Annotated in this window: 18 protein-coding genes; 12 read left to right on the forward strand and 6 right to left on the reverse strand. The window is 75.0% G+C overall.

Going from position 1 to position 20165, the window contains the following annotated elements; genetic code table 11:
- Window positions 1-50: 50 nt before the first annotated feature.
- Window positions 51-1187 carry an LLM class flavin-dependent oxidoreductase gene (locus tag ACIGHB_RS15355; protein ID WP_399913277.1) on the reverse strand — a complete coding sequence of 379 codons (1137 nt, stop codon included), beginning with the start codon at window positions 1185-1187 and terminating at the stop codon, window positions 51-53.
- Window positions 1188-1293: 106 nt separating this feature from the next.
- Here ACIGHB_RS15355 and ACIGHB_RS15360 point away from each other — a divergent pair, with 106 nt between their 5' ends.
- The 5 genes from ACIGHB_RS15360 (at window position 1294) to ACIGHB_RS15380 (ending at window position 4397) form a co-directional block, all read left to right on the forward strand.
- A complete protein-coding gene (locus tag ACIGHB_RS15360; protein ID WP_399913279.1) occupies window positions 1294-1962 on the forward strand; it encodes a helix-turn-helix transcriptional regulator in 669 nt (222 codons plus the stop codon).
- 1 nt (window position 1963) lies between these two features.
- Window positions 1964-2692: a VWA domain-containing protein gene (locus ACIGHB_RS15365; RefSeq protein ID WP_360320965.1), complete on the forward strand. Its 729-nt coding sequence runs from the start codon at window positions 1964-1966 to the stop codon at window positions 2690-2692.
- A 31-nt stretch (window positions 2693-2723) separates the two neighbouring features.
- A complete protein-coding gene (locus tag ACIGHB_RS15370) occupies window positions 2724-3101 on the forward strand; it encodes a VOC family protein (protein ID WP_360320962.1) in 378 nt (125 codons plus the stop codon).
- 107 nt (window positions 3102-3208) lie between these two features.
- Window positions 3209-3721: a pyridoxamine 5'-phosphate oxidase family protein gene (locus ACIGHB_RS15375; protein ID WP_388869837.1), complete on the forward strand. Its 513-nt coding sequence runs from the start codon at window positions 3209-3211 to the stop codon at window positions 3719-3721.
- Window positions 3722-3779: 58 nt separating this feature from the next.
- The gene (locus ACIGHB_RS15380) at window positions 3780-4397 is read left to right on the forward strand and encodes a TetR/AcrR family transcriptional regulator (RefSeq protein ID WP_360320956.1); all 618 of its coding nucleotides are present in this window, start codon (window positions 3780-3782) and stop codon (window positions 4395-4397) included.
- 79 nt (window positions 4398-4476) lie between these two features.
- Here ACIGHB_RS15380 and ACIGHB_RS15385 read toward each other — a convergent pair whose 3' ends face one another.
- The 4 genes from ACIGHB_RS15385 to ACIGHB_RS15400 all read right to left on the reverse strand — a co-directional run bounded on the left by ACIGHB_RS15385 (window position 4477) and on the right by ACIGHB_RS15400 (window position 9276).
- On the reverse strand, window positions 4477-5388 hold the full coding sequence (locus ACIGHB_RS15385; RefSeq protein ID WP_399913283.1) for a tyrosine-protein phosphatase: 912 nt from the start codon (window positions 5386-5388) through the stop codon (window positions 4477-4479).
- Between the two features lie 657 nt (window positions 5389-6045).
- Window positions 6046-7515 carry an ankyrin repeat domain-containing protein gene (locus tag ACIGHB_RS15390; RefSeq protein ID WP_399913286.1) on the reverse strand — a complete coding sequence of 490 codons (1470 nt, stop codon included), beginning with the start codon at window positions 7513-7515 and terminating at the stop codon, window positions 6046-6048.
- Between the two features lie 52 nt (window positions 7516-7567).
- Complete coding sequence (locus ACIGHB_RS15395) at window positions 7568-8326, reverse strand: class I SAM-dependent methyltransferase (RefSeq protein WP_399913289.1); 759 nt, start codon at window positions 8324-8326, stop codon at window positions 7568-7570.
- Window positions 8327-8370: 44 nt separating this feature from the next.
- Entirely contained in the window at window positions 8371-9276 is a 906-nt protein-coding gene (locus ACIGHB_RS15400) for a hypothetical protein (protein WP_388869823.1), read from the reverse strand.
- A gap of 182 nt (window positions 9277-9458) precedes the next feature.
- On the opposite strand from ACIGHB_RS15400, the gene ACIGHB_RS15405 reads away from it, so the two are divergent.
- Window positions 9459-10277 (forward strand): S1 family peptidase, encoded by an 819-nt coding sequence (locus tag ACIGHB_RS15405; protein WP_399913292.1) that lies wholly within the window; start codon window positions 9459-9461, stop codon window positions 10275-10277.
- 134 nt (window positions 10278-10411) lie between these two features.
- On the opposite strand, the gene ACIGHB_RS15410 is transcribed toward ACIGHB_RS15405, so the two are convergent.
- Entirely contained in the window at window positions 10412-12175 is a 1764-nt protein-coding gene (locus tag ACIGHB_RS15410; protein ID WP_399913295.1) for a beta-galactosidase family protein, read from the reverse strand.
- Window positions 12176-12269: 94 nt separating this feature from the next.
- On the opposite strand from ACIGHB_RS15410, the gene ACIGHB_RS15415 reads away from it, so the two are divergent.
- The 6 genes from ACIGHB_RS15415 (at window position 12270) to ACIGHB_RS15440 (ending at window position 20156) form a co-directional block, all read left to right on the forward strand.
- Window positions 12270-13157 carry an AraC family transcriptional regulator gene (locus ACIGHB_RS15415; RefSeq protein WP_360322046.1) on the forward strand — a complete coding sequence of 296 codons (888 nt, stop codon included), beginning with the start codon at window positions 12270-12272 and terminating at the stop codon, window positions 13155-13157.
- 11 nt (window positions 13158-13168) lie between these two features.
- Entirely contained in the window at window positions 13169-13495 is a 327-nt protein-coding gene (locus ACIGHB_RS15420; protein WP_360322043.1) for a chorismate mutase, read from the forward strand.
- On the forward strand, window positions 13495-14484 hold the full coding sequence (locus tag ACIGHB_RS15425) for an asparaginase domain-containing protein (RefSeq protein WP_399913300.1): 990 nt from the start codon (window positions 13495-13497) through the stop codon (window positions 14482-14484). The genes ACIGHB_RS15420 and ACIGHB_RS15425 overlap by 1 nt, the downstream gene beginning before the upstream one ends.
- 78 nt (window positions 14485-14562) lie before the next feature.
- Entirely contained in the window at window positions 14563-17049 is a 2487-nt protein-coding gene (gene pepN, locus ACIGHB_RS15430; protein ID WP_399913303.1) for an aminopeptidase N, read from the forward strand.
- 312 nt (window positions 17050-17361) lie between these two features.
- Entirely contained in the window at window positions 17362-18747 is a 1386-nt protein-coding gene (locus ACIGHB_RS15435; protein WP_399913306.1) for a pyridoxal phosphate-dependent decarboxylase family protein, read from the forward strand.
- Entirely contained in the window at window positions 18744-20156 is a 1413-nt protein-coding gene (locus ACIGHB_RS15440; RefSeq protein WP_399913309.1) for a lysine N(6)-hydroxylase/L-ornithine N(5)-oxygenase family protein, read from the forward strand. Before ACIGHB_RS15435 ends, ACIGHB_RS15440 begins: the two co-directional genes overlap by 4 nt.
- The last annotated feature ends 9 nt before the right edge of the window (window positions 20157-20165 follow it).

A 20165-nucleotide genomic window follows, 5' to 3' on the forward strand; every position in this document is an offset into this window, starting at 1 on the left:
ACAACGACGTACGGAACCGATCGACGCCCGCCCCGTCCCCGACCGTGGACTCAGGGGCGGGCGTCGCCGCGCGTCCGGGGCCCGAAGTGCGGGATGACCCGCTCGCCCCACTGGCGGATCGTCTCCAGGCACACCTCCTGCGGGACCGTGCCCATCTGGATCAGGCACATCACCTCGTCGACGCCGATCCGGCGGAGCCGGTCGACGTACGCGATCGCCGTGGCCGCGTCGCCGTAGGCGTGGTCGGTGTGGTACGTGCCGGTGTCGACGGGGCGGGCCGGGACGTCCGCCGCGTGCAGCCGGGCCACCAGCGCGTCCCGCCGGCCGGCGAGCGCCGCGGTGTGGTCCTCGTCCTCCGCGTAGCCGGCGGGGGCCGGCCCGCCGCCGTACCAGTGGGCGATCGACTCGGCGAAGAAGCGCTGGCCGCGGGTGCCGAGCCGGAGCGCGCGGGCCGCGTCGTCGAGGACGACCGTCGGGCAGAGCGCCGAGAAGTGGTCGTTGACCTCGGTGGAGACGAACCGCGAACCGTCCCGGGCGGCCAGCGCCTCGTCGTACACCTTCCGCATCGCCCGCACGTCGTCGGCGCCCGCGAAGCCCAGCACCAGGGCCCCCACGCCGAGTTCGGCCGCCTGCCGGAGCGACTCGTGCTGCGAGCAGGCCAGGAAGAGCGGCGGGTGCGGGGTCTGGACCGGGCGGGGAAGCACCGCGCCGGGGCCGATGTCGAGCGTGCCGTGCCACTCGAACTCCTCCTCCCGCCAGGCTGCCGCGAGGATCCGCAGCGCCTCCTCGGTCTGCGGCCGGGTGTCCTCGGGGCGCACCCCGAACATGCGCATCTCCTGGCGGGTCGCGCCCCGCCCCGCGCCGATGTCGACCCGCCCGCCGGAGAGGACGTCGAGCATCGCGGTCCGCTCGGCGACCCGGACCGGGTGCTGGTAGCCGAACGGCATGGTCACCACGCCGTGCCCGACGCGGATCCGCTCGGTCCTGGCCGCCACCCAGGCCAGGAAGATCTCGGACGCGCTCATGTGCGCGTACCGGGTGAGGGAGTGGTGCTCCACCGCCCAGATCCGGTCGAAGCCCATCTCCTCGGCGAGGACGGCCTGTTCGACGCAGTCGCGGAGCAGCTGGTGCTCGCGGGCGGGGGTCGGGTCGACGAGCTGTGCTTCGAAGATCATGGAGAACTTCACGGGTGCTCCTCCCGTTCGATGGCAGGCATGTCGAGGGTGTGTATGCCTGGTCGACATACTTCTAGCAGGCATAGGGAGGAGGAGGAAGAGCCGTACACTGCGGACCGTGGAGGACGACGACGCGACGGTGCCCGGACTTCCCGCGACGAGCTGGGCCGTGCTCGGACTGCTCTCCTTCGGGCGGGAGTTGTCCGGCTACGACTGCAAGAAGTGGGCCGACCGCTCGCTCGGACTCTTCTACTGGAGTCCTTCCTTCAGCCAGATCTACAGCGAGCTGCGCCGCCTGGAGACGGCCGGGTACGCCACCTCCCGCCTGGTCGCCCCCGACTCCGGCAGCCGCGACAAGCGGGTCTACCGGATCACCGGCGAGGGCCTGTCCGCCGTCCGCGCCTGGGCGGGAACCGCCCCCGTCGATCCGCCCGTCCTCAAGCACGGGCCGCTGCTGCGGCTCTGGCTCGGCCATCTCCTCGAACCCGACCGGGTGCGGGAGATCCTGGCCGGCCACCGCGACCACGCCGAGTCGATGCGCCGCCGCGCCGCGGCCGACGCGGCCGAGGCGGGGGCGGAGGAGGCGTGGGCGTACCCGCGACTCGCCCTCACCTGGGCGGAGCGGTACCACGCCGCCGAGCGCGACCTGGCCGAGGCCATGCTCGCGGACATCGAGAAGGCCGAGCAGGCCGAGAGGGCCGAGCACGCCGAGAGGGCCGAGCAGGCCGGGAGAGCCGAGCAGGCCGAGAGGGCCGAGCAGGCCGGGAGAGTCGAGGGGGAGCGCTGAGATGGCACTGAGCCTGCGCAAGGTGGAGGAGACCGCGCCCGCGCTGGTCAGCCTGTACAAGACGGCGGGGGAGTCGCTGCGCCGGCACGGCGTCGACGGGCAGCGCGTCGCCGTGTACCTGGTCGTGGACTACTCCGGCTCCATGAAGCCGTACTACAACGACGGCAGCGTCCAGGCCCTCGCCGACCGGGTCCTCGGACTCTCCGCCCAGCTCGACGACGACGGACGGGTGCCGGTCGTCTTCTTCTCCACCGACGTCGACGCCGAGACCGAGATCCGGCTCGACGACCACCAGGGCCGGGTGGAGCGGATCGTCGCCGGCCTCGGCCACATGGGCAAGACCAGCTACCACCTCGCCATGGACGCGGTCATCGACCACTACCTCGACAGCGGGGCCACCGCGCCCGCCCTCGTCGTCTTCCAGACCGACGGCGGCCCCATCAACCGGCTCGCCGCCGAGCGGTACGTCTGCAAGGCGGCCCGGCTGCCGATCTTCTGGCAGTTCGTCGGCTTCGGCGACCCCGGCAGCAAGCAGTTCGACTTCCTGCGCCGGCTCGACGAGCTCGCCGTCCCCCAGCGGCGGTGCGTCGACAACTCCGGCTTCTTCCACGTCGGCCGGGAGCCCGGCCGGGTCGCGGACGCGGAGCTGTACGACCGGCTGGTCGCCGAGTTCCCCCGCTGGCTCGCCGCCGCCCGCGCCCAGGGCATCGTCCGCGCCGAAATCGGATGACCGCGACCGGCCCCGGGGGGATCATGGGCGCATGAGTTCTCTCGTACGCCACGTGACCATCGACTGTGCCGACGCCTACGCCCTCGCGGAGTTCTGGGCGAAGGTGCTCGACAGCAAGGTCTCCGACGACGACGCGCCCGGTGACCCCGAGGCCCTCGTCGAGTCGGAGGGGGCCGGCCTCCTCTTCATCCAGGTGCCGGAGCCGAAGTCGGTCAAGAACCGGGTCCACCTCGACATCCAGCCGCAGGACCGCACCCGTGACGAGGAGGTCGAGCGGCTGCTCGCGCTCGGCGCCACCCTCGTCGGCGACCACCGGAATCCGGACGGGACGGGCTGGGCGACCCTGGCCGACCCGGAGGGCAACGAGTTCTGCGTCGAGCGCAGCAAGGCGGAGCGGACCGGTTCCTGAACCCCGTTCCGGCGACTCCGTTCCCGGCGACTCCGTCCCGGAACTCCGTTCCGGCGTCCCAAACAATCCGGACAGTGGATGTCGGGTATCCGGTGTTGACTGGCACCATGCGAGACACCGGAACCACGACCTGGGCGGCCTTCGAGGCCGCCGAGCCCGCACTCGCCGCCACCGTGCGTGAGCGCTTCGGGCAGTACACCCACCACGCCCTCGCCACCCTCCGGAAGGACGGCTCGCCGCGGCTCAGCGGCATCGAGGCCGACTTCCGGGGCGGCGAGCTGTGGCTCGGCATGATGCCGAACTCGCGCAAGGCGCTCGACCTCCGCCGCGACCCGCGGTTCGCGCTGCTCGCCAACCCCGGCGCCGGCACCGGCATGGGCGGCGGGGACGTGCGGATCTCCGGGCGGGCGGTCGAGATCACCGACCGGGAGGAGGTCGCCCGGTACGCCGCCGAGGCCGGCGCGCCGCTGCCCTTCCACCTGTTCCGGGTGGAGCCCGCCGAGGTCGTACGGACCTGGGTGGACGGCGAGGAGATCTGCTTCACCACCTGGCGCCCCGGGCAGGCGCCCCGGACGCTGCGGCGCGGGAACGACGACGCCCCGCCGCGCGAGGACGGCTGAGCCCGTCCGCCCGGACGCCCGCGCGGACCTCCGGGCATGGACCGACGACAATGGGCGGGTGTCAGCGACCAAGAAGAAGAACCCGGTGAACGCCGCCGCGCCCGAGCGGCGCCGCGAACTCCTCGACACCGCCGCCGAGGTGTTCGCCGCCCAGGGGTACAACGCCACCACGGTCCGCAAGATCGCGGACGCCGCCGGCATGCTCGCCGGCAGCCTCTACTACCACTTCGACTCCAAGGAGTCGATGCTCGACGAGATCCTCTCCACCTTCCTCGACGAGCTGTGGCAGGGGTACGACGCCGTCCTCGCCGCCGGGCTCGGCCCCCGGGAGACCATCGAGGCCCTCGTCACCGAGTCCTTCCGCGAGATCGACCGCCACCGCGCGGCCGTCGCCATCTACCAGAAGGAGTCGCGGCACCTCACCGACCTGCCCCGCTTCGCCTACCTCGCGGACTCGCAGAGCAGGTTCGAGAAGGCGTGGCTCGGCACGCTGGAGCGCGGGGTGGCGGACGGCGTGTTCCGCGCCGACCTCGACATCCGGCTCACCTACCGCTTCGTCCGCGACACCGTCTGGGTCGCGGCCTCCTGGTACCGGCCGGGTGGCCACCACAGCCCCGAGGAGATCGCCCGCCAGTACCTGTCGATGGTCCTGGACGGCATCGCCGTCCGCGGCTGAGCGACGCGGACCGGGGCCCTTTTTTGCGGGGAGCGCGGAGGCGGGCGCGGCCCCCGCACGGGCCGCGCCCGCCCCCGCGTCAGCCGACCAGCCGCTCCCGCAGACCCACCAGGGCGCGCGGGTCCAGGCCCAGGCCGGCCGTCACATAGCGGTACAGGCTGCCGTAGCCGGCGCGCACCTCCGAGAGCGCCGCGTCCAGGTACTCCCGGCGGACCTCCTGCAGCGGCACGATCAGCTCGGGGTTCCGCATCAGTCCGGCCTGCCGCAGGCCCTCGCGGACCCGGGCGTCGTGCGCGGCGCGGATCGTGTTGGAGGCCAGGTAGTCCTCGGTGGCGAGGTGCTCCGGCACGCCGACGAGCCGCAGGGCGAGCCAACTCGTCCAGCCGGTACGGTCCTTGCCCGAGGTGCAGTGGTAGAGCACCGGACCCGCGCCGCGCGCGGCGAGCTCGCGCAGGGTCTGCCCGAAGGCGTTCCGGTTGGCGGCGTCCGTGACGAAGGTGCGGTACACGTCCGCCATGAAGGCCGCCGCCCGGCCGCCGCCGAGGGCCTCCTCCTGGCGGACCGGGTCGCGCGAGCCGATGACGGCGTGCAGCTGTCCGAAGAGGCCGTTGTCGGTGATCGGCCGGGAGACGGCGGTGACCCCCGCGGGCAGCCGGTCGGCACCGTCGGAGGCGACCTCCAGCGGGATCCGGAAGTCGATCGCCCGCGAGAGCCCGAGCCCGCCGAGGGTGGTCAGGTCGGCGTCGGTCAGCTTGCCGAGGTGGTCGGCCCGGTAGACGAGGCCGTGCCGGACCCGCTCGCCGTCGAGGGTGCGGTAGCCGCCCAGGTCACGGACGTTCACGGCACCCTGGAGCGGGATCTGCCGGAGCGAGCGGGGGGTGCGGGGTCCCCGGTGGCGGGCGGCGCCGGCGGGCGGGGCGACCGCCGCGACGACGGCGGCGGCGCCGGCGGTGCCGGCTGTGCTCAGCAGTGCGCGTCTCGACAGAGACATGGCTGACTCCCTTACTGAGGGGGAAAGGGGTGCGGGCGGAGACACGCCGCAGCACGCCGGCTGCCGTCAATCAAACGCTTGTTAGGCGGGCTCCCGGGGAGGAAGGTAGCAGCCGGGACGCCGCGAGGGGAGGGTCGCGCCCGACCGGGTCGGAACCGCGAGGTCCCGCGGGGCGGGCGTCGGCGGAGGGGGCGTCAGGCGGGGGCGGGGGTGAGCGTGGGCGTCAGCGAGGACGGCCACGGTGAGGTCGGCCACCGGTGAGGGCGGGGAGGGAGGCGGGGGCGGCGTCAGCGGGGGCGGGATTCAGCGAGCGTGGCCGTCGGCGTGGGCGTCAACGAGGGCCGGTGCCGGCCAAGGTCAGCCGGCGCCCGTGCCCGCCAAGGTGGCGTCAGCGAGGGCCGGTGCCCGCGAGGGAGGGCGTCCAGTGCCCGTGCCGGCCAAGGTGGCGTCAGCGAGGGCCGGTGCCCGCGAGGGAGGGCGTCCAGTGCCCGTGCCGGCCAAGGTGGCGTCAGCGAGGGCCGGTGCCGGCGAGGGGGGCGTCCAGTGCCCGTGCCGGCCAAGGCGGCGTCAGCCAGGGTGCCGTCAGTCAGGGCCGCGTCGCCCAGGCCCGCGTCACCCAGGGGCCAGGAGGGAGACGGAGCGCCGTGCGCGAGGGAGTCAGCGGGTGCGTGGGGGGATCCACTCCAGGCGGGTCCTGACCCGGGGGTCGCGTACGAACTCCAGGGCGGCCAGGGCCGTCTCGCGGGGCGCGCCGTCCGCGTCGCCGTCCGCCAGGACGGCCGCCAGCGCGTCCACCGCCCGCGGGTCCTGGCGGATGGCGAGCCCGCGGGCCGCCTCCGCCGCCGTCTCCGGATCGGGGTCGGCGAGCCGCTCCGCCAGCGCCTCCCGTACGAGCGGGGTGTCGTCCGGCAGTTCGGCGAGGGCCAGCACCGCCCAGTCCCGCACCCGCGCGTCCCCGTCCCTGCTCAGCCCGAGCAGCACCCCCAGCGCCTCCATGTCCCCGGCCGGTACGAGCCCCGCCAGCGCGCCCGCCACCGCCCGACGCACCTCCGGGTCCGGATGGCCGGCGGCGGCCAGCAGCTCCGGCAGCGCCGCCGGGTCGGCGCACGCCCCGAGCGCCGTCACCACCGACAGGACCGGTTCCCGGGCCGGGCCGGCCGCCTCCGCCGCCAGGCGCCGCAGCACCGGCAGCGCGCTCGCGGCGAATCCGGGCAGGGCGCCCAGGACGCGCGCGCCGAGCGCCCGCCGCAGCGGGTCGCGGTAGGCGCACCAGGCGGCCGCCGCCACGAAGGTCTCCTCGTCGGCCCGGCCGGCGAGCTCCGCCACGGCGGTCGTCCAGTCGTCGAGCTCCGGGTCCCCGCAGCGCAGCGCCCGCGCCGCCAGTTCCTCGTGCGGGGTGCGCCGGCCGAGCGCCGCCTCCAGGAGGGTCGCGACGGCCGCGTGCCCGGTCTGCCGCTCGTCACCGCGCCCCGGCCGGCCGTCCTCCCGCAGCAGCTCGACGACCACGGTCACGCCGCCGTCCTCCCGGACCCGCCGGACCACCGCCTCGTACGTCTCCCCGCTGTCGTTCCCCGCGACCAGGCCGCGCCGCAGCTCGGCCGCCATGTCCACGCCGATCCACCGCCGGGCCTCCCGCAGCGCCGGCGCCGCGCCCCGCGCGCCGTGGTCGAGCAGCGCCCGTACGCAGGCGGTGGAGCCGCGCCGGGCGGCGGCGGCCAGCGGGGCGAGCCCGTCGGGGCCGGGGCGGTCGGGGTCGGCGCCGTGCTCTAGGAGGACCCGCGCGGTCTCGGCGTGGCCGAGCCGGACCGCCCAGGCGAGCGCGGTGAAGCCGAACTCCTCCTCCTGGTCGGGCGCCGCGCCCGCCGCCAGCAGCGCGCGTACCGTCCCCGCGTGTCCGCCGCAGGCCGCCCCGCACAGCGGCAGGTCGCCGCCGTCCGGCCCGCTCGCCCGGCCGGGGTCGGCGCCGGCGGCGAGCAGCAGCCGTACGATCCCCGGTTCGTCGGCGACCGCCGCGAGGTAGAGGGCGGTCTCCCCGTCGTCGTCGGCCTCGGGATCGGCCCCCGCGCGCAGGGCCCGGACGACCGCGTCCTCGTCCCCGCCCGCGATGGCGTCGAACAGCGTGCTCATGGCACGACCCTGACCCGCCGTCGGGTCCCGGCGCAAATCCGTTCCGGCCGGCTCAGGGGTGGCGCGCCTCGATGAGGAACCGGGTCGTCGTGGCCGCGAACGGTCCCTCCCGGCCGATCCGCTCGTGCAGTTCCCGCAGCCGGTCCCGGTACGCCTCCACCGTGAAGCCCGGCACCATCCAGATCACCTTCCGCAGGAACCAGACGACCGCGCCCACGTCCCGGAACTCGGTCCGCAGCGACTCCGCCCGCAGGTCCACCACCTCCAGGCCGGCCGCCTCGGCGTCCCGCCGCGCGTCCTCGGGGTGCCGGGCCCGGCGGACCTCCTCCGGCTGCGGCCCGAGGAAGTACTCGACCAGCTCGAAGACGCTGGCCGGGCCCACCTGCTGGGAGAGGTACGTGCCGCCCGGCCGCAGCACCCGGGCGATCTCGGCCCACCACACCGTCACCGGGTGGCGGCTGACGACCAGGTCGAAGGCGGCGTCGCCGAAGGGCAGCGGCGGCTCGTCCTCGTCGTGGACGACGACCGCGCCGAGCGGGTGAAGGAGCCGGGTCGCCTTCGCCACGTTCGGCGGCCAGGACTCGGTGGCCGCCGCGAGCGGCGGCAGCTTCCCGGCCCCGGCCAGCACCTCCCCGCCCCCGGTCTGGATGTCGAGCACGGCCGTGGCCGCGCCCAGCCGCTCGCCCAGCAGCCGCTGATAGCCCCAGGAGGGCCGCTCCTCGGTGGCCCGCCCGTCGAGCCAGGAGAAGTCCCAGCCCTCCATCGGGGCGGCCTCGGCCTCGGCCACCAGTTCTTCGAAACTCCGATCCATGACCGTATTGTCCCGTCCCGGGGCGGGCGGGCGCACGGCGATTTTCACCCGGCGCAGTCGAGGACCGTCCCGCAGAGCCGGCAGCGGGCCCGCAGCGGGCGGCCGGCCGGGACGCGGAGCCGCTGGCGGCAGACGGGGCAGGGGAAGGCCACCGCGGTCGCCGGGGCGCCGCCGTCGAAGGCGTACGGGGCGCCCGGCGCCGCCCGGCCGAGCCGCCGCTCGCGGGCGTAGCGGCGCCGGTCCGCCCACCCCGCCCCGGCCAGCGGCGGCAGCCGCCGCTCCCGGGCGGCCTCGGCCCGGCCGCGCCGCCACGCCTCGTACGCGACCGCGCTGGTGAACCAGGGGGAGGGGTCCTCGCCGAAGAGCTCGGCCCGCTGCGCGAGCACCCAGCCGAACTCCTCCGGTGTGAGGTAGCCGAGCTTCTGGCTCTCGGCGCCGTCCTGCCGGAAGGCGTCGAGAAGCAGCCATCCGGCGCCGAGGTAGGCGGTCGTCACGTCGGTGAGGATCTCGTTCCGCCCGGTGTCGGGAAAGCCCAGGCCGAGCCGGTGCAGCAGCACATGGGCGAGCTCGTGGGCGAGGGCGGCGCCGATGTCCCGGGGGCGGCCCCGGAAGCGCTCGTTGAGCTCGACGGCGTACTCGGGTCCCGCGGCCGGTTCCACGGTGGCGGCGTGCTCCATCCGCCGGAACGTCACGACCGCCGGCGCCTCCGGGAGGCGCAGATGGCGCACCAGGACGCCGGCGACCCGGGTGGCGCCGAGGAGGGGGTCCTCGCCGGGGGAGAGGGCCACGTCGGCGGCGGTCACGCTGGTCGCGTACCGGCCGACGCCGGTGGGTCCGAGGCGCCGGTAGAGCGCGGTGAGCGAGGCCCGTACGGCCTCCCGGTGGGGGAAGCCGTGCTCCACCCCATGGGTGTCCTGGCCGACCCGGTCGGCCCCACGGCGGTCCGTCATGCGCGCTCCACCCCCGCTCCCACTGTACGGTCCGACTCCGGGGCTGGCCGAAAAGGCTTCCTTGTGGCGGCAGTTGAGAGCTGTCCATAATCCGGACATGCCTTGACGGGCTCATGTCATCGCGGTCGGTGCGTGCCGTCCCGCGTGCCATGGGCGACCCGCCGTCAGGGCCGCAACCCCCCATGCAGGAAACCCCCCACGAGAGAAGGCAGACCGTGCAGAAGAACCGACTCGTCCGCACCCTGCAGAAACTCGCCGCCGCCGGCGCCGTCGCGCTCGCCGCCCTCAGCCTCCAGCCCGTCTCCAGCGCCACCGCGGCCCCCAACCCGGTCGTCGGCGGCACCCGCGCCGCCCAGGGCGAGTTCCCCTGGATGGTCCGGCTCTCCATGGGCTGCGGCGGCTCCCTGATCAGCCCTCAGGTCGTCCTCACCGCCGCCCACTGCGTCGGCGCCACCGGCAACAACACGTCCATCACCGCCACCGCCGGCGTCGTGGACCTCCAGTCGAGCAGCGCCATCAAGGTCCGCTCCACCAAGATCTACCGAGCCCCCGGCTACAACGGCAAGGGCAAGGACTGGGCGCTCATCAAGCTCGCCAGCCCCATCACCTCGCTGCCCACCCTGAAGCTCGCCGAGACCACCGCGTACAACAGCGGCACCTTCACCGTGGCCGGCTGGGGCGCGGCCCGCGAGGGCGGCGGCCAGCAGCGCTACCTGCTCAAGGCGAACGTCCCCTTCGTCTCCGACGCCTCCTGCCAGGCTTCCTACGGCAGCGACCTCGTCCCGTCCGAGGAGATCTGCGCCGGCTACCCGCAGGGCGGCGTCGACACCTGCCAGGGCGACTCCGGCGGCCCGATGTTCCGCAAGGACAACGCCGGCGCCTGGGTCCAGGTCGGCATCGTGAGCTGGGGCCAGGGCTGCGCGCGGCCCGACTACCCCGGCGTCTACACCGAGGTCTCGACCTTCGCCGCCGCGATCAAGTCCGCCGCGGCCACGCTGTAACCCCCACGGGACGGGGGCCCCGGGGCGGCACAGCGCCCCGGGGCCCCTCCGCGTGACCCCCCTGTCCGATGCGCGGATCCTCAGGACAGCTCCACCCGCTCCGCGCTTGATCCGCTTATTTAATTCGCTGATCCTCAGGACAGCTCCACCGCTTCCGGCCCGCCGCCCCCCGCCGCGGGCTCCAGCTCCAGCACCCACACCTCGTTCGCGCCCTCCCGCAGCACCGGACCCGGCACGAACAGCCCCTCCTGCGGGCCCGCCGCCGGCCAGTACCGGCCCAGGCAGAAACCGTTCACCCAGACGAAGCCCCGGCCCGCCCCCGGCAGCCGCAGCTCCGCGTCACCCGCGCCCGCGACCTCCACCGAGGCCCGGTACAGACCCCGCCCGCCGGGGCGCCCGGCCGGCTCCCGGAACGGCACCCGGCCCACCCCCTCCGCCGTGACCGCGTCGAGGCGCAGCCCCCGGGCCCGCACCCCGTGCACGTACTGCCGCTCGTGCAGCAGCCCGCCGGTGATCCCCTTCGCCTCGGCGAGCCGCGGCCCGTAGTTCACCCGGCCCAGCGACTCCACCCACAGCTCCACCACGGCCGGCCCCGCCACCGGCTCCGGCAGCACCGCGTCCTCCTCCGTGAGCACCCCGGCGAAGACGCCGTCCACCCACACCTGCGCCCGGTCCCGCAGCCCCGTCACCGCCAGCGGATACGGCTGCCGGGGCCCCGGCACGGAGAAGCGGTACCGCACCACCCCCCGGTCCACCCCCAGCTCCTCGAAGGTCGGCGGCACCCCCGACTCGGTCTCCTCCCCGCCCAGCGCCTCCATGACCGCGCCGAGCGGCGCCCAGCCGGCCGCCTCCGCCCGCACCGGAGCCGCCAGCCGGGCCGGCGTCTCCGGCACCTCCGGCAGCGGACCCGCCGCGTACGGCCCCAGCACCTCCCGGAAACGGTGGAACTTCTCCGTCGCCCGCCCCCACTCGTCCACCGGCGCGTCGTAGTCGTACGAGGTCACCGTCGGCAGCAGCCGCCCGTCGTGCAGCCCGCCGGAGCGGTTCGCGCCCGCCCAGCCGCCGAAGTTCGAACCCCCGTGCGCCATGTAGACGTTCACCGACGCCCCGCACTCCAGCACCTCCCGCAGCGCCTCCGCCGCGTCCGCCGCGTCCCGCACCGCGTGCTCCGTGCCCCAGTGGTCGAACCAGCCGCACCAGAACTCCATGCACATCAGCGGCCCCGACGGCCGGTGCCGGCGCAGCACCGCGAAGCCTTCCTGCGCACCCGAGCCGAAGTTCGCCGTCGCCAGCACCCCCGGCACCGAACCACCCGTCAGCATGTGGTCCTCGGGCCCGTCCGAGGTGAACAGCGGCACCGACACCCCGCACTCCCGCAGCAGCCCCGCCAACCACTCCAGATAGCGGGCGTCACTCCCGTAACTCCCGTACTCGTTCTCCACCTGGACCATCACCACCGGCCCGCCCCGGTCCACCTGCCGGGCCACCACCTGCGGCAGCAGCCGCCGGAACCACGACTCCACCGCCCGCAGGTACTCCGGGTCCCGCGTCCGCACCCGGCGGCCCAGCGGCCCCGTCAGCCAGTGCGGCAGCCCGCCGTTCTCCCACTCGGCGCAGATGTACGGCCCCGGCCGCACGATCGCCCGCATCCCGGCCGCCGCCACCGCGTCCAGGAACCGGCCCAGCGCCTCCGGATCCGCGTACCGGCCCGGCTCCGGCTCGTGCAGGTTCCACGGCACGTACGTCTCGACACAGTCCAGGCCCATCGCCCGCAGCATCCCGAGCCGGTGCCCCCAGTGCCCCTCGTGCACCCGGAAGTAGTGCAGCGCCCCCGACAGCAGCCGCACCGGCCGCCCGTCCAGCAGAAAGTCCTCGTCACCCACAGCGAACGTGCTCATGGCCTCACCCTCACCCCCTGGCGGCGGGCCGGTCCATGGACAAAGATCGTCGCAGTTTGGACATTGGAAGGCGCGCGGAAGGGCAGGCCGGCGGATGTACCACACGTGGATGCGCTACTTCACCCCCGGCCCGGTCCACCACCGGCTCGGCCTCGTCTGCCTCGGCGTCGGACTCCAGCACGGCCGCCTCCCCGTCGTCGGCCCCCGCACCCTCGACCACCACGTCGCCGTCCTCGTCTCCGCCGGCGGCGGCTGGTACCGCTCCGCCGACGGCCGCACCACCCCCGTCGCCGCCCCCGCCCTGCTCTGGCTCACCCCCGGCGTCCCCCACCACTACGGCGCCGACCCCGCCACCGGCTGGGACGAGTCCTTCGTCGACTTCACCGGACCCGCCGCCACCACCTACACCGAGCTCGGCTACATCGAGCCCGACCGGCCCGTCGTCCCGCTCGCCGACGCCACCCCCGCCCGCGCCGCCATCGGCCGCATCGCCCGCGCCGCCCGCCCCGGCAACCCCCTCCTGGAGGTCGAGACCGCCGCCGCCGTCCACGAACTCCTCGTCGCCCTGCGCCGCGCCCGCGCCGACACCGACGCCGACGCCGACCCGGTCCTCACCGGCCTCGCCCGCGACGCCTTCCAGCCCCTCTCCGTCGCCGAACACGCCGCCCGGCACGGCATGACCGCCACCGAGCTGCGCACCGCCGTCCGCCGCGCCGCCGGATGCAGCCCCAAGGACTACCTGCTCACCGTCCGGCTCGGCCGCGCCAAGGAACTCCTCGCCGCCACCGAACTCCCCGTCGCCTCCGTCGCCCGCCGCGTCGGCTACGACGACCCCGCCTACTTCTCCCGGCTCTTCACCCGAAGGGTCGGACTCGCCCCCGTCCGCTTCCGCGAGCAGCAGGGCCGTGCCGTGCACGGCGGCTGGAGCGACCGCGTACCGGATCCCGAACACCCTCCGACCCTCGGCACGGACTCCGTCTAAGCTCGCTGACCATGAGCGACACCAGGAACGACGCCCACGACATCGACCCGTCCGTCCGCGCCGAGCTGACCCGGCTGCGCGAATCGATCGACAACATCGACGCCGCCGTCGTCCACATGCTCGCCGAACGCTTCAAGTGCACCCAGCAGGTCGGCGTCCTCAAGGCGCGCCACCAGCTGCCGCCCGCCGACCCGGCCCGCGAGGCCCGCCAGATCGCCCGGCTGCGCGAACTCGCCGAGAGCGCGAAACTGGACCCGGCCTTCGCGGAGAAACTGCTGAACTTCATCATCGCCGAGGTCATCCGCCACCACGAGACGATCGCGGACGGAGCACACTGATGACCCGCGTCACGGTCTTCACCCTCGGAGGAACCATCTCCGCGCGAGGCGGTGACGCGTCCCGCATGACCGGCCCCGAGGTGCTCGCTGCCCTCGGCGCCCCCGAGGACGTCGAGCTCCGCGACTTCCGCCGGCTCCCCTCCTCCTCCCTCACCCCCGAGGACCTCGCCGCCCTCGCCGGGGAGGTGAACGAGACCGTCGCCGCGGGCTCCGGCGTCGTCGTCGTCCAGGGCACTGACACGCTGGAGGAGACCGCCTTCCTCCTCGACCTGCTCTGCCCCACCGACCGGGCCCCCATCGCCGTCACCGGCGCCATGCGCCGCCCCGACCTGCCCGGCGCCGACGGCCCCGCCAACCTCGCCGCCGCGCTCGCCGTCGCCGCCGACCCCGCCTGCCGGAGCCTCGGCGTCCTCGTCGTCCTCGCCGACGAGATCCACGCCGCCCGGCACGTCCGCAAGACCCACACCACCTCCCTCGCCACCTTCGCCTCGCCCGGCGCCGGCCCGCTCGGCACCGTCGTCGAGGGCACCCCGCGGATCCTGCTCCGCCCCGCCGTCCCCACCACCCCCTGCCGGCTCTCCTACGACCCCACCGTCCGCATCGCCCTGCTCACCCTGAGCCTCGGCGACCGCGGCGAACTCCTCTCCGCCGTCGACGACCGCTTCCAGGGCCTCGTCGTCGCCGCCTTCGGCGCCGGCCACGCCCCCGCCTGGCTCGTCGAACCCCTCGCGGAGACCGCCCGCCGCATCCCCGTCGTCCTCGCCTCCCGCACCGGGGCGGGCACCGGCCTCAGCGACACCTACCGCGGCCCCGGCTCCGAGCACGACCTCCTCCACCACGGCCTCGTCCCGGCCGGCCCGCTCGACCCCGCCAAGGCCCGGCTGCTGCTCGCCGCCCTCGTCTCCAGCGGCGCCGCGGGACCCTCCGGCTACGACCGGCCCCGCATCACCGCCGCCTTCGCCCACCTCGACGGCACCGGCCTCGCCTGACGCCTCCGCGACCGGCCCGGCGATCACCTTCGGCACCACCCCTGCCCGCCGACCGGACGATCGGGCAGCATAGGGCCCATGTCCGTACTGACGCGCGACGAAGCGCAGACCCGTGCCCAGCTGCTCGACGTCCACCACTACACGGTGGACCTCGACCTCACCGGCGGCGACGAGACCTTCGGGTCCACCAGCCGCGTCCGCTTCACCGCCCGCTCCGCCGGGGACACCTTCGTCGAGATCAAGCCGGACACCCTCCACGCCGTCACCCTCGACGGCAAGCCCCTCGACCCCGCCGCCCTCGACGGGAACCGGCTCCCCCTGACCCTCACCGAGGGCGAGCACGAGCTGACCCTCACCGCCACCATGCGCTACTCGCACACCGGCGAGGGCATGCACCGCTTCCTCGACCCCACCGACGGCGAGTCCTACGTCTACACCCAGCTCTTCATGGAGGACGTCCAGCGCGTCTTCGCCGCCTTCGACCAGCCCGACCTCAAGGCCGTCTTCGAGGTCTCCGTCACCGCCCCCGAAGGCTGGACCGTCCTCTCCAACGGCATCACCGAACGCCAGGAGGACGGCCGCTGGACCGCCGCCCCCACCCCGCCGCTCTCCACCTACCTCGTCTGCGTCGCCGCCGGCCCCTGGCACTCGATCCGCACCGAGCACGCCGGACTGCCCTTCGGCATCCACTGCCGCCGCTCCCTCGCCCCCCACCTCGACGCCGACGCCGACGAGATCATCGCCGTCACCAAGGCGTGCTACGACCGCTACCACGAGAAGTTCGACGAGCCCTACCCCTTCGACTCCTACGACCAGGCGTTCGTCCCCGAGTTCAACGCCGGCGCCATGGAGAACCCCGGCCTCGTCACCTTCCGCGACGAATTCGTCTTCCGCTCCGCCGTCACCGCCACCGAGCGGATGACCCGCGCCATGGTCATCGCCCACGAGATGGCCCACATGTGGTTCGGCGACCTCGTCACCCTCCGCTGGTGGGACGACATCTGGCTGAACGAGTCCTTCGCCGAGTACATGGGCTACCAGACCATCAACGAGGCGTGCTCCGACCTCTTCGCCGACACCTGGATCGACTTCGGCGTCGCCCGCAAGTCCTGGGGGTACGACGCCGACCAGCGCCCCTCCACCCACCCCGTCGCCCCCGACCCCGAGGCCGTCCCCGACACCGCCTCCGCCCTCCTCAACTTCGACGGCATCTCCTACGCCAAGGGCGCCTCCGCGCTCCGCCAGCTCGTCACCTGGCTCGGCGAGGAGGACTTCCTCGCCGGCATCAACATCCACTTCAAGCGCCACCGCTTCGGCAACGCCACCCTCGCCGACTTCATCGACAACCTCGCCGCCGCCACCGACCGCGACGTCCACGCCTGGGCCGAACAGTGGCTCCGCACCACCGGCGTCGACACCCTCACCCCCCGCCTCACCGGCGAGGGCAACCGCTGGGACCTCACCGCCGACCGCGCCGGCAGCCGCCCCCACCGCATCGAAGCCGGCCTCTACGACCGCCGCCCCGACGGCGAACTCGTCCTCCGCGAGCGCGTCGCCCTCGACGTGCCCCAGCCCGAGCCCGTCCGGCTCACCGGCGCCCGCCCCGCCCTCGTCGTCCTCAACGACGGCGACCTCAGCTACGCCAAGCTCCGCTTCGACGACGTCTCCGAGGAGTCCGCCCTCCGCGGCCTCTCCCGCGTCCCCGACCCGCTCACCCGGGCCGTCGTGTGGAACGCGATGCGCGACATGGTCCGCGACGGCGAACTGCTCCCCGCCGACTACCTGGAGTCCGCCCTCGCCCACCTCCCCGAGGAGACCGAACTCGGCATCGTCCAGGGCGTCCTCGCCTTCGCCCGCACTCAGGTCGCCGACCGGTACGTCACCGCCGAGCAGCGCCCCGCCGCCCTCGCCGGCCTCCGCGAGATCGCCCGCGCCCTGCTCCGCCGCACCGAGGACGGCGACAACCCCGGCCTTCGCCTCACCGCCGTCCGCGCCCTCATCGACAGCGCCACCACCCCCGACCAGATCGCGACCTGGCTCGACGAGGGCACCGTCCACGGCGGCCCCGAACTCGACCCCGAGCTCCGCTGGCGCATCCTCGCCCGCCTCGCCGTCCTCGGCGCCACCGACGAGACCGCCATCGCCGCCGAACTGGCACGCGACCCCAGCGCCACCGGCCAGGAGGGCGCCGCCCGCTGCCGCGCCTCCCTGCCCGACCCGGCGGCCAAGGCGACCGCCTGGGCCGCCATGTTCGACTCCGACGACCTGTCGAACTACCTGTTCACCGCCACCGCCCTCGGCTTCTGGCAGCCCGAACAGGCCGGCCTGACCGAGGAGTACGTCGAGCGCTTCTACGACGCCGCCATCGCCCTCGGCGACCGCCGCGGCCCCGCCATGGCCGAAGCCGCCGGCCGCCACGCCTTCCCCGCGTACGCGATCGACGCCGGCTCCCTCGCCCTCGGCGAACACCGGCTCGCCGACGGCACCATGATCCCCGCCCTCCACCGCAAGCTCGCCGACCAGCTCGACGACCTCGCCCGCGCGCTGCGCGTCCGCGAGGGCTGACCCCACCGGGCGCGGCGCACCCAGGCGCCGCGCCCGGCCGGGCGACACCGGCGCACCCCGGCACCACGCACACCGGGGCGTGCCCGAGCCCCCCGGGCGCCGCCCGCGCCGGCCGCGCCCGCTCGCCCCGGCGCCGCCCGCCCGCCCCGGCGCCGCGCGCACCGTCGGCTGTGCCCGAGCCCCCCGGTGCCGCCCGCGCCGGGGGCGGGCCCGAGCCCCCCACCTGCGAAGCCGCAAGCGTCCGTCCCCCGTTCGGGTCACGTCCTCGGGGTCGCCGGACAGGCGGGGTGGCGCCCCGGCACCCTGTCGTCCATGCGTGCCGCACCCCCGCCACCCCTCGCCGCCCACACCACCCCGCTCAGCCGCTTCCTCGGCATCGCCCTGGACGCCCTGCGCACCGGCGCGGAGGAACGCGGCGGGCCGCTCCCCGCCGGCGGGCCCGCCGCCGTCACGGCACGGGTCCGCGACACACTCGGAGCCGTACTCCCCGAGACCGGAGGCGGGCCCGAGGAAGCCCTGCGCACCCTGGTCCACCTGGTCGCCGCGGGCGCCGCCGACCCCGCCCACCCGCTCTGCGCCGCCCACCTGCACACCCCGCCGCTCGCCGTCGCCGCCGCCGCCGACCTGGCCGCCACCGCGCTCAACCCCTCCATGGACTCCTGGGACCAGGCCCCGGCCGCCTCCGCCCTCGAAGCGGAGGTCACCGCCGCGCTCGCCGCCGAGGTCTTCCCCTCCGCCGCCCGGCCCGACGCCCTCGTCACCACCGGCGGCACCGAGGCCAACCAGCTGGCCCTCCTCCTCGCCCGCGAACGGCACGGCCCCGCCCTCACCACCGTCACCGGCGCCCACACCCACCACTCCGTCCGCCGCGCCGCCTGGCTCCTCGGCCTCCCCGAGCCCGTCACCCTCCCCGCCCCGCAGGGCGTCCTCGACCCCGAGGCCGTCGCCCGCGCCCTCGCCGGCCTGGACGGACCCGTCCTCCTCGCCGCCACCGCCGGCACCACCGACGAGGGCCTGATCGACCCCCTGCCGGAACTCGCCGACGCCTGCGCCGCCCACGGCGCCGAACTGCACGTCGACGCGGCCTACGGCGGCCCGCTCCTCCTCAGCCGCACCCACCGCCACCTCCTGGACGGCCTGGACCGGGCCCGCACCGTCAGCCTCGACCTGCACAAACTCGGCTGGCAGCCGGCCGCCGCCGGACTCCTCGCCGTCCGCGACCCCGCCGACCTCGCCGCCCTCGCCCACACCGCCGCCTACCTCAACGCCGGCGACGACACCGAAGCCGGACTCCCCGACCTCCTCGGCCGCTCCCTGCGCACCACCCGCCGCCCCGACATCCTCAAGGCCGCCGTCACCCTGCGCGCCCTCGGCCGCACCGGCCTCGGCGCCCTGACCGACCTCTGCATGGAGCGCGCCCAGGACCTCGCCGACCTGGTGGAGAAGGCCCCCGGCCTGGAACTGCGCGCCCGGCCCGCCCTCACCACCGTCCTCTTCCGCCCCGCCGGCGCCGAGGACACCCGGGTCGCCGCGATCCGGCGCACCCTCCTCACCGAGGGCAGGGCCGTCCTCGGCCGCGCCCGGGCGGACGGACGGCTCTGGCTGAAGGCCACCCTCCTCAACCCCCACACCACCCCCGACGACCTGGCCCAGCTCATCTCCCTCGTGGAACTCGCGGAAGGCGGCACCGACCGATGACCGGCAGCACCCCCCAGCAGGACCTCGACCGCCCGCACGATCTGGTCGGCGTCGGCATCGGCCCGTTCAACCTCTCGCTCGCCGCCCTCGCCGACGGCGTCCCCGGCGGCATCGCCGCCACCTTCTTCGAACAGCGCCCCGCCTTCCACTGGCACCCCGGCCTCCTCATCGAGGGCGCCACCCTCCAGGTCCCCTTCCTCGCCGACCTGGTCACCCTCGCCGACCCCGCCAGCCCCTGGTCCTTCCTCAGCTACCTGCGCGCCCGCGAGCGCCTCTTTCCCTTCTACTTCGCGGAGAAGTTCCACATCCAGCGCGCCGAGTACGACGCCTACTGCCGCTGGGCCAGCGAGCGGCTCCCCGGCCTCCACTTCGGCCACCAGGTCGACTCGGTCCGCTGGAACCCCGAACGAAAGCTGTTCGAGGTCGACTTCACCCAGCTCGACCAGGACGGCGAGGCCGCCGCCCTCGGCCGCGCCTACACCCGCAACGTGGTCCTCGGCGTCGGCACCGAGCCGTACGTCCCCGAGCCGCTGCGCCCGCTCGCCGACGCCCCGGGCGTCCCGGTGATCCACTCCGCCGACTACCTCGTCCACCGGGAGCGGCTGCTCGCCGCCGGCCACGTCACCGTGATCGGCTCCGGCCAGTCCGGCGCCGAGGTCTTCCTCGACCTGCTCCGGGCCCGCCCGGCCGGCGCCGAGCGGATCAGCTGGCTCGCCCGCACCGAGGCGTTCGCGCCCATGGAGTACTCGAAGCTGGGCCTGGAGCACTTCACGCCCGACTACACCCGCTACTTCCACGCCCTCCCGGAACCCGTCCGGGGCGAACTGATGCCCCGCCAGTGGCAGTTGCACAAGGGCATCGACGCGGACACCATCGCCGCGATCCACGACGAGCTCTACCGCCGCACCCTGCACGGCGGCTGGCCGGACGCCGTCCTCACCCCCGGCGTCCGGGTCCGCACGGCGGGCCGGGTCGCCACCACCCAGGTCGAGCTGCACCTGGAACACGTCCAGCAGGGCTCCCGCTCCCGGCTCACCACCGACGCCGTCGTCCTCGCCACCGGCTACCGGGAGCGCCCGGTGGACCGGATGCTGGCCGGCCTCGACCCGTATCTGCGGCACGACTCGGCGGGCCGGGCGAAGATCGACGAGCGGTACCGGCTGGTGCTCGACCCCTCGGTCACCGGCTCCGTGTACGTGCAGAACGCCGAGCGCCACACCCACGGCGTGGGCGCCCCGGACCTGGGTCTGGCCGCCTGGCGCAGCGCGGTCATCCTCAACGCGGTGACGGGGAAGGAGCCGTACCCCCTGCCGGAGCGCACCGCCTTCACCCGCTTCGGCCTGGAGACGCGAGAGGCGCCCGGCATCCCGGCCCAGGGCCGGAAGCTGACGCCTCTCGTGCAGCAGTAGCGACGTACG

The organism is Streptomyces sp. NPDC085460 (assembly GCF_044541975.1).
Taxonomy (GTDB): Bacteria; Actinomycetota; Actinomycetes; order Streptomycetales; family Streptomycetaceae; genus Streptomyces.